Here is an 8,709-nt window from a genome sequence, read left to right on the forward strand (position 1 = left end):
TGCTGGTCCTTAGATGTTGATGCCGTTCTGGCGGAGGATGTCACGAACAGTGTCTTGATTCAGGAAAAGCGCGGCTCCGGCACCACCGATCAGGGTGAGCACGCCAATGATGATGCCGATAATGCCAAAGCGGGACTCCGAAGAGCCGGCCACACACTCGTCTGAGCTGCCTTGCGAGGACGACCCGAAAGCGGAGGACCCCGCAGTGTTACACGTCGGGGTTTCCGCCGCAGCGACTGCCTTGACCATGACTACACGCTGCGAGGAGTCCGGCAGCGTCAGGACAACGGGGATCTCTGCAGCCTCACCAACGCGCACCGTCTTGTCCGCCGCCACAGTCAGCTTGCCCGTGGTGGGGTCGACCTCGACGGCCCAGCCAGGCTTAGCAAAATCTTCAGCGATGGCGAAGTGGGTGTGCTTCGGCGCGGGGTTCTTCTGCGACTCATCAGCGATACCCTTCACCGGCACTTCCATGGTTTTCCAGGTGGTGGTGTTGGTGCGTGCAAGCGAGTCGACGGTGAACGTCACGGTGACTAGCTCACTGGTGTTGTCTGGGTACTGCACACGGACGGTGACCTGGTGGGAAGCCGCCGGCATCGAGTCAGGGCGTGCCTGCACCGACAGGTTGCCGGTCCTCTCGTTCACCTGGACGTCCAGGCCGCCGTCGTTAGCAATGCTAAACTTCGTCCCTTGCGGTAGGCCGACCAGCTGAGGGGCCTGGTGTGCAGTCTGTTTGCTTACCAAGGCATTCTCGTACTTCGGCTGGTACTGGGAGGTTGCCGGGTTCGGCTTCTTGCGCACGCCCACTGGGACCTCTTGCTCCGACCCATCCAGGTAGGACACTTTCACGATGACCTTCAGGGAGTCGGCACCACCATTTTCTGGAGCGGTTGCGCTGACAACGCCAGTTTCCGGGTCCACGTGTACAAACCATCCCTGGAAGTCCTGGCTAGGCGCGAGCATAAACTCTGTACCTTCCGGCAGGTCGTTTTCAAGATGATTGACCTGGACCGTCTCGCCAGGTGCTGCCATGACACCCTGGTGGTACTCAATATCGATGGTCTCCGACAGCGGGCGCTGGCGGAACTTGAACTCTGCCGCAGTCGTGTCCGCGGTCCCGTCAGCGTACGTCACTACCACCGGGACCGGAGCCATCTCCGCTTGGCTCGCTGGAAGCTGGACGGTGACGCGACCTTCCGCATCGATCTTTGCACCAGCCGGTGCGCCAGCCCCAAGTGCATATTTCACACCTTGAGGTGCGGGCTGCCTCTTGAAGCTAAACCCGGAAAGGTTGCGGGTAAACACAGGCTTCACGGACGTTACGTTCTGGCCAGCGCGCCCCCAGGTCACGGCGTAGGAGGGGTCGTACTCGTTGTTTTGCTTCTCGGCCACCTCGAGAGACCGCACTGTGGTTTGAGAGGAGTTACCGACCTCATCCGTCACCGTGATCTTGGTACCAGGCTTGAGCTCCACATTGGACGGAACTTCGACCTTCCAGTTACCGTTCTCGTCCGTCGTGGTCGCAATCGGTGTATCGACACCCGGAATGGTCACAGAGATTGAGGTGTTCGGGCGATCATCCTTACCCGTGATCACCCTGTCACCGGGGGCAACCGGATCAATCGTCGGTGCAGTCGTGTCCGGCTGCTCAACCGTGACAGTGGTCTCGACCTCATCTGTCGTCCCATCCGGGTAGGTAACAACAACCGGAACCTCAATCTCGGTACCAGACTTGGCATCCTCAGGAACATCAACGGTAATCGAACCATCCTCGTTTACCGTCACACCCTCAGGAGCACCCTCGCCCTTCTCAAACGTGGTGCCCTCCGGCGGCGTGACCTCATTGCCGTCCTTGTCCTTAAAGACAGGCTTGTCAACCTCTACCTTGTCACCCGGCTTACCAGACTCATCCTTGTACTCAGGATCGAGCTCCTCGGCATTCGTAGGATCCGGATCACCCACCTTGACGGTGGCGTCAACCTTATCCACGGAATCATCCGGGTAAGTCACCACAACCGGAACTGTGATCTCAGTATCCGGGTGCGCATCCGTCGGCACCGTAACAGTGATCTCACCGGTGTTCTCGTCAACCTTTACGTCGTTCTCCGGGAGGTCCTTCTGGTTGCCTTCCTCATCGGTGTACGTCGGAGTCTTGCTGTCATCCTTGGTGAACTTCGTGCCATCCGGCTTGTCACCAGGGTTGCCCGTTGGCTTGCCGTTCTCGTCGGTCTCCTTAAACTTCGGAGCATCAACCGTGGCATCCTCACCCGGCTGCCCGTTACCAGGCTTGTACTCCGGCTCAAGCTTGTCGGAGTGACGCTCGGTCGACTCAACAACAAACGGCGCAATACCCGTCGCAACCGTGCCGTCCTTGTAGGTAACCTGCACCGGTACCTCAAGAGAATCCTTATTCGCAGCATCAGCCGGGAAGGTCACAGAAACCACACCAGTTTCGGGATCAACCTTGATGTCATCCTCGGTGAAGCCCTCCGGATACTCAAAGGTATCCGGCAGCGCGAACTTCGTCGGCTCCTTATTTTCGTCTTCCGCCTTCAGCTCCTCAGCGCTGAGAGTCTCGACAGCATCCGTTTCCGTGTTGTCAAAGGCCGGAGCGTTGGATCTCGCCACTTCGCGAGGTCTAGCCTGAGTCGCTCCATACAGTGGCTGCCAACCAACAAGCACAGTGAAAGCATCAGCCGCGACTGCCTGACCGCGTTCAGCTTTATCCTTACTTACGGCGTAAAGATATGCCGTGAACGTCGTCGTCGACTCAACACCAGTGGTATCGAGCTGGCACGAAGGAATGGTGCCGTTTGGCTCCGGGGCAACAGGGTCACATGTGTGGACGACCTCGCCGGTCTCCTGGTTGACCCACTCAATCTGATACTGCAGGCCCTCATTCCACTGCGTCGGCAGACCAGCAGTCTTGGTCTGAACCGTCGCACCCGGCTTCGCAGGATTATCACGAGTGTCATACTCAAGCACGTCAAAAACAATGTAGTCCGAGTACAACACGTGGCGGTTTTCTGCGAGGTAGTGCTCGGCAGCACCGTAGACCATGCCACCAGCCCACTTACCCTCACCATTGAACACGTACTGGCTACGCGGCAAGAAGGAATTGTTGTGGAACGGCGTGAACTGACCAAGACCTACAGTCTCCTCCGTAGAGAAGAACAACCAGTCCCAGTTCACGTGCTTCGGCAAGTTCTCACCACCACGCCCGGTGATATTCTTTAGCCAAGACCCGTAATCAGGAGAAGGCGCGACCTGACCAAACAAATTATACGCATTGTGCTTCGAACCGTCCGGGAAGGTCACCTCGTCACCGTTGTTACGAGCCAAGTCGGTGTAGATAAGCGCACCATCATCGTAACCACGGTCCACGTTGTTGGTCACCCCGGTATTGCGGCCGAAGGAACCCTTGAACTGCAACGTGTAGTTGCCGTCACTGCCAACAGTCGCCTCGGCAGTCTCGGCAATCCATTTATCCTTGCCCTCTTCGGCCATCTTGCGCTTGATCCAGTTCTGCAGCGCAGTCTCATTACGATTGGTCCAACCACGACCACGGATCTCATCAAACCCAAGGTCGTTCGCAGCCTTCTCATTGATCTCATTGACCGCATAATCAGACAAGTAGGAGGCAAAGACCTTCATACCAGTTGCCGGCACGTCCGCACCGTTCATCTGGTTCATCAGGCTTGGGGTAAACGCGCCCGCCGTCTGGTACAAGTGCCAGAACAGGTTACCCTTGATCTGACCAGGACCATTACCAACAACCGGGTTCTGATCAGCCTTATCACGGTGCATGATGTCGTGGCGGGTCTTCTCACCAAACGCGAAACGCACATTGGTCACACGGTCAGAACCAACAAACCAGCCCATGCCACCCGGGGTATCAACCGTGTTCGCGTTCGGGCCCATGTGGCCGAAGTTGTAGCCGTACAGCTGGGTGAAGTTATCCGTATCCGGGTTGTCCACCCACACGCGGATCTTCTCGTACTGCGGATTATTCGGGTCCGCATCGAACTTGACGACCTCGCCCTTCGCGTTGGTGAAGGGCTTCATATTGATGGTGTAACTACCATCTTCGCGCGTCACACCGGTATACACCGGGGAAACAATGCCGCCCTTTTCAGTCCACTGCGCGTACACACGCACACCTGCCATCGGAATCGGCTTCCACGGATCACGAGCACCCGGGTACACCGAAAGGTCACCATCACGTTGGTGGATCACATAGCCCTCAATGGACTCGTTCGTCCCCTGCGGCGCATCGGCCGCAATCGCGCCCTCAACCTTGGGCTCCCCCGGGGTGAATGTATAGCGCTGCTCATCCACCACCGACTGGTAGACGCCGTTAATCTCACCCGGGTACTTGACACCATTACCGGCGTCATTCGGCTGGCCAGCCTCGGCCGGCGTACCAGCATAGGCCACCGCAGCAGACTGCGGCGCAGCAATCGGCTGCGCAAACGGTGCAACCAACGCAAAAGACAACGCAGCTGCGGCGACGGACACTCCCCGTCGACGTGTAGTTGCTGCGGCGGGGACTGTACGTATCATGTGCGCTCCTTAGTAGCTGTACATCACCTGTACACCTGGATATTTAATCTCAGGATAGTGTGTGCCACCTAGGTTTGCACATTAAATGTGGACATTCGTAAAACTGGCGCGACTCATGTTCCCCCTAGTCTCCAAAACGATAGACCGCTTATATGTGTGTGGGAGCTGTCACATCCCTCGGAAACCCAGCCCCTCCACCTGCCACGCCAGGTTCAACAGTTCCGTCGCACTGACCGAAGGCGCACCCGCCCCGCCGAGCGCGCCCAGGTGGATCCCGCCCACGGAAATAGCCATACTGCCGGTGACATTAAACACCGAGCACCAGGGCGACCACACGGTCTGCTCGTAGAAGCTTTCCTCCGGCGTGAGCGAGGGGAAGTATCCCAGCTTGGGCGGCGTTCTGCTGAGCGTGGGCGAAAGCACCACGTCTACGTCCCACTGCTGCGCCAGCAGGTGGGGCAGCGCCTCGATGTGCTCGCGTGCTGCCCGCATGTCGGCAGGTGTCACGCGGGAGCCCTCCTCGTTGAGCCACTGCAGATACTCGTTGTCCAGCGGGTCGATGCTGGTAAAGGAGTGGCGGATGCGGTTGGAGAAGTGCTCGAAGGTCTCTCCGGCCTCACGGTAGGAGCGGATCCGCACAACCTCGTGGTGTCGGGACAGCTTCGACGCGACCCGCTCGACTGCGTCGGCGATTGAGGAGGAGGTCTCGGAGGGGACCAGGAGGGCGTCGAGAAGCAGCCCGATGCGCATGCGGTGGGGTGCCGAGGGCTGCATGCCGTAGAGCGCGCACTGGTCGGCGGCGGTGCGGGTGAGGAAGCCGTGGGCGGCAACGTGCGGCGAGGCCGGCTTGAAACCGACGATCCCGCAAGCCGCGGCGGGCACGCGGAGGGAGCCGCCCGCATCGGTGCCGTGGGCGGCGCGCACCTGGCCCTCCGCCACCGCGACGGCGGCACCGGTCGACGACCCGCCGGGGGTGCAACCCGGGTGCGCGGGCGACTCGAGGACGGGCACGTCCGGGCGCTCGGCGTAGCAGGTCGCGCCAAGCTCAGAGGTGAGCGTCTTGCCCGGGATCGTGGCACCGGCACCGAGGATCATGTGCACGATCGGATCAGTCGCAGTGGCGGTGTACGTGCGGGCCGGGTTGCCGTTGGTGGTGGGCCAGCCGGCGACATCCACCGAGTCCTTGACCGGCACCTCCCACCCGGAAAGGCGGGTGCGGGAGCGCGGCAGGGGGCCGTGGTGGGGCAGGGTGAGCTGCGCGCGGTGAGTAAACGCCGAATGCTGCATGGCATAAGTGTAGGGGGCCGGTGTCGCTGGTAGATTAGTGGGGAACGTTTACAACTACAGGTGAGGAAAACCATGATTGATGATGTTCTGTTGGACGCCGAAGAGCGCATGACCGCTTCGGTCGAGCACACCCGCGACGAGCTGGTCACCATCCGTACCGGCCGCGCAAACCCGGCGATGTTCAACGGCGTCATCGCGGACTTCTACGGCGCGCCGACCCCGATCAACCAGATGGCTACGATCTCCGTGCCGGAGCCGCGCATGCTGCTGATCAAGCCCTACGACATGTCCACCCTGCAGGAGATCGAGAACGCGATCCGCAACTCGGATCTGGGCGTCAACCCCACCGACGACGGCCAGGTCATCCGCGTGACCGTGCCGCAGCTGACCGAGGAGCGCCGCCGCGACCTGGTTAAGCACGCAAAGCAGAAGGGCGAGGAGGGCAAGATTGCCATCCGTAACGTGCGCCGCCAGGGCATGGAGTCGCTGAAGAAGATCCAGAAGGACGGCGACGCGGGCGAGGACGAGGTCAAAACCGCGGAGCAGTCACTGGACAAGACGACCCAGACCTACGTCGCGCAGATCGACGAGCTGGTGCAGCGCAAGGAAGACGAGCTGATGGAGGTCTAAACCTCCTGCAAGGTCCAGGTCGTTCATTCAATCAGCGAGGCGAAAGTGCAATCACCGAGTTCCGAGGCGTCCAAGTGGCCGCAGATCCGCCTGAAGGCTCCGACCCCGAAGAATAACGCGGGGCGTAACCTCCCGGTGGCGATCGCCACGGCGACCGTGTTGGGGGCGTTGGTGATTGCCGCACTGCTGATTGGCCCCTACGCCTGGTACCCGCTGGTCGCGGTCGCAGTGGCGCTGGCGATGTGGGAGGTGCTCACCCGCCTGCGCGAGGTGGGCTACCAGCAGCCGCGCACCCTGCTGATTATCCTGGGCCAAATCATGCTGTGGGCCTCCGCGCCGTATGGCACGGCGGGCCTGGTCACCGGGTTCGCCTTCACCGCGCTCTTCCTCATGTTCTACCGGCTGTTCCACAACGGCCGACATCGCACTCCGGAAAACTACCTGCGCGACACCGCGGTGGGCATTTTTGTGTTGGTGTGGATCCCGCTGTTCGGCAGCTTCGCTGCCATGATCTCGCTTATCGACGAGGGCTCGCTCCCCGCCAGCCGCTTCATCGCCGCCTTCATGCTGTGCGTTGTGGCGAGCGACGTCGGTGGCTACGCGGCCGGCGTCATGTTTGGTTCGCACCCAATGGCACCGGCGATCAGCCCGAACAAATCGTGGGAAGGTTTCGCAGGTTCGGTGTGCTTTGGCGTGCTTACGGGCATTGCAGTGGTGCACTTCCTTATTCAGGGCCCGTGGTGGATGGGCATCATCTTAGGCATTGCTTTGGTGCTGTGCGCCACGATGGGTGACCTGGTGGAAAGCCAGTTCAAGCGCGAGCTAGGTATCAAGGACATGTCGAACCTGTTGCCGGGCCACGGCGGGCTGATGGATCGTCTCGACGGCATGTTGCCGGCGGCGAGTGCGACCTACATGTTGCTGAACGCCGCAGCGATTATGAACCCGTTCTAGCGGATTAGAAAAGTGTCGCTCTACGTGCAAGAATGGCTGCATTATGAGCGATGTACCCAAGATCCAATTGCTGACGCCGAAGCGCGGCATGCCGCCAAAGCACTTCGCGGACCTGTCCAAGCAGGAGCGCATCGACAAGCTGAAAGAGCTGGGGCTGCCGAAGTTCCGTGCTGACCAGATCGCCCGCCATTACTACGGCAAATTTGAGGCCGACCCGTTGACCATGACGGATCTGCCCGAGGCTCAGCGCCAGTTGGTCAAGGACGAGCTGTTTCCCACTCTGCTCAATCCCGTTCGCACGGTGGAAACCGATGAGGGGGACACCACCAAGACGCTCTGGCGTCTTCACGATGGGATCCTTCTCGAGTCCGTCCTCATGCGTTACCCGGACCGCGCCACGCTATGCATTTCCTCTCAGGCAGGTTGCGGCATGGCGTGCCCCTTCTGCGCCACGGGCCAGGGCGGGCTGGACCGTAACCTGTCGACGGCGGAGATCGTCGATCAGGTCCGCGCCGCGGCCGCGATGATGGCGGCAGAAGGTTCGCGGCTGTCCAACATCGTGTTCATGGGGATGGGGGAACCGCTGGCCAACTACAACCGCCTGATGTCCGCGGTCCGCCAGATCACCCAGCCCAGTCCGGACGGCTTCGGCATCTCCCAGCGCAACGTGACCATCTCTACGGTCGGTCTGGCACCCCAGATCCGCCGGCTTGCCGACGAGGGCCTGTCCGTCACCCTCGCCGTCTCGCTCCACACGCCTGATGACGAGCTGCGTGACTCCCTCGTGCCGATCAATAACCGGTTCGCGGTCTCCGAGGTGCTCGACGCCGCTGCCTACTACGCCGACCAAACCGGCCGACGCGTCTCCATCGAGTACGCCCTGATCCGCGACATCAACGACCAGGATTTCCGCGCCGACATGCTGGGCAAGAAACTGCACAACGCCCTCGGGTCCCGTGTCCACGTCAACCTGATCCCGCTGAACCCGACCCCGGGTTCCAAGTGGGATGCCTCCCCGCGCGAGCGCCAGGACGAGTTCGTGCGCCGCGTGATCGCCCAGGGCGTGACCTGCACGGTCCGCGACACTAAGGGCCAGGAGATCGCTGCCGCCTGCGGTCAGCTCGCCGCCGACGAGAAGACGGGGTAGGCGCGAGGCTTGGGGTTCGCCGTTTTTGGGAGTACGCTGCGGGCGTCTTTTCGCATGTCTAAATGGAGCTAGCTCCGTTTGGCTCTGACGCCGAATCACGACCTGGGGTTTTGCTGCGCGCGTTGTCT

5 protein-coding genes are annotated in these 8,709 nt (G+C 60.9%); 3 read left to right on the forward strand and 2 right to left on the reverse strand.

Annotation, left to right across the window (positions count from 1 at the left end; translation table 11 throughout):
- Nucleotides 1-9 precede the first annotated feature (9 nt).
- Together HMPREF2990_RS07310 and HMPREF2990_RS07315 are read right to left on the reverse strand one after the other, a co-directional pair.
- The gene (locus HMPREF2990_RS07310; protein WP_083317062.1) at nucleotides 10-4,563 is read right to left on the reverse strand and encodes a YPDG domain-containing protein; all 4,554 of its coding nucleotides are present in this window, start codon (nucleotides 4,561-4,563) and stop codon (nucleotides 10-12) included.
- A gap of 168 nt (nucleotides 4,564-4,731) precedes the next feature.
- A complete protein-coding gene (locus HMPREF2990_RS07315; protein WP_070763640.1) occupies nucleotides 4,732-5,850 on the reverse strand; it encodes an amidase family protein in 1,119 nt (372 codons plus the stop codon).
- A 72-nt stretch (nucleotides 5,851-5,922) separates the two neighbouring features.
- Between HMPREF2990_RS07315 and frr the strand changes: the two genes are divergently transcribed.
- The 3 genes from frr to rlmN are packed head-to-tail and all read left to right on the forward strand — an operon-like array spanning nucleotide 5,923 to nucleotide 8,581.
- Nucleotides 5,923-6,480, forward strand: a complete 558-nt coding sequence (frr, locus tag HMPREF2990_RS07320) for a ribosome recycling factor (protein WP_070763642.1) — start codon at nucleotides 5,923-5,925, stop codon at nucleotides 6,478-6,480.
- A 45-nt stretch (nucleotides 6,481-6,525) separates the two neighbouring features.
- A complete protein-coding gene (locus HMPREF2990_RS07325; RefSeq protein WP_210399970.1) occupies nucleotides 6,526-7,434 on the forward strand; it encodes a phosphatidate cytidylyltransferase in 909 nt (302 codons plus the stop codon).
- Nucleotides 7,435-7,477: 43 nt separating this feature from the next.
- Nucleotides 7,478-8,581 carry a dual-specificity RNA methyltransferase RlmN gene (gene rlmN, locus HMPREF2990_RS07330; RefSeq protein ID WP_141757839.1) on the forward strand — a complete coding sequence of 368 codons (1,104 nt, stop codon included), beginning with the start codon at nucleotides 7,478-7,480 and terminating at the stop codon, nucleotides 8,579-8,581.
- The last annotated feature ends 128 nt before the right edge of the window (nucleotides 8,582-8,709 follow it).

Origin of the sequence: Corynebacterium sp. HMSC071B10 (assembly GCF_001814825.1) — a bacterium.
Lineage (GTDB): Bacteria > Actinomycetota > Actinomycetes > Mycobacteriales > Mycobacteriaceae > Corynebacterium.